This is a genomic window from Ferroplasma sp. Type II (genome assembly GCF_000496155.1).
Genome location: NZ_KI542723.1, coordinates 1,984 through 2,908, shown reverse-complemented (window position 1 = coordinate 2,908; position 925 = coordinate 1,984). Strand labels below are relative to the sequence as shown.

2 protein-coding genes are annotated in these 925 nt (G+C 34.9%); both read right to left on the bottom strand.

Translation table 11 applies throughout. The features are described from left to right. Nucleotides 1–176 (bottom strand): prephenate dehydratase domain-containing protein (locus AMDU4_RS14180; protein WP_394324944.1); only part of this gene is annotated, 176 nt, incomplete at its 3' end. Nucleotides 177–200: 24 nt separating this feature from the next. Beyond that, a complete protein-coding gene (locus AMDU4_RS07230) occupies nt 201–878 on the bottom strand; it encodes a stage II sporulation protein M (RefSeq protein ID WP_021787327.1) in 678 nt (225 codons plus the stop codon). Nucleotides 879–925 lie beyond the last annotated feature (47 nt).

The following is a 925-nucleotide window of genomic DNA, read 5'->3' as shown; positions in this document are numbered from 1 at the left end:
TTTACGGCACCTTCAATGGAATTTTCGATAGGTACGACCCCAAGGTCAATATTATTGCTTTTTAATGCCATAAAAACCGCGCGAACTGAATCCAGCGGAACGTATTGGCCTGAAGCCATTCTGGTTGCTGCAATATTGCTATATGCTCCCGGATCTCCAAAATATCCTATTTTCAATAAAGGATTATATAATTTAAATATTTAAAATTGATTAAAATCATACAGATCAGGTTCCTCAGGTTTCTTTTTTCCGGATTTATATTCATCCGAATCCATACGCCTGTAAAGCCATATAAGAAATATTATAATTGGCACTGCAGGTATCCACATATAAAGAGAATATAACGGATGTGGGGATCGTTCCAGAATAATTTCAGATGTTTCTATTGCTCCTGCAAATGCAAGTTCTATTACGACAAAGATATACATATATATGATTTTCATGTAATTGGTTTTTAGTTTCTTAGTTAGTAGATAATACAATATATATACGCTTGTGCTTACGGCAACAGCATATGCCGGGAGTTCCAGCCAGGAATGTGGAAACATCATAAGGCTTGCAAATATTGCAAAGCCATTAATATGTGTCGCAGTTCCTTCCACTGCAATTACACTGGCTGTTGATATTATTGAAAAACCGAACATGAGTATTCCTATTACAGGTATGAATTCTATTGTGGCAATAAGGAGGTTATGAGGAAATATGCTTAACCACATGGGAAAAAATGACTGTGAAACTATTGCATGATCCTGGGATTTAAAACTGGAATAAAGTGCAGGATTGTGTATTGGCAGAGATGATATTATAGCGAATCCAGCGAGTTCTATGATAAATGATAATATAAATATACGTCTTAGTCTTGGCATCTTCAGTTCCATGTAATCCATATCTCAATTATATTATTTATATTTTGGTTGGAAGTTTA

What these genes read in the sequence shown, in the direction of transcription:
- AMDU4_RS07230 (WP_021787327.1), bottom strand. Translation starts at nt 878, where the DNA reads ATGGAACTGAAGATGCCAAGACTAAGACGTATATTTATATTATCATTT.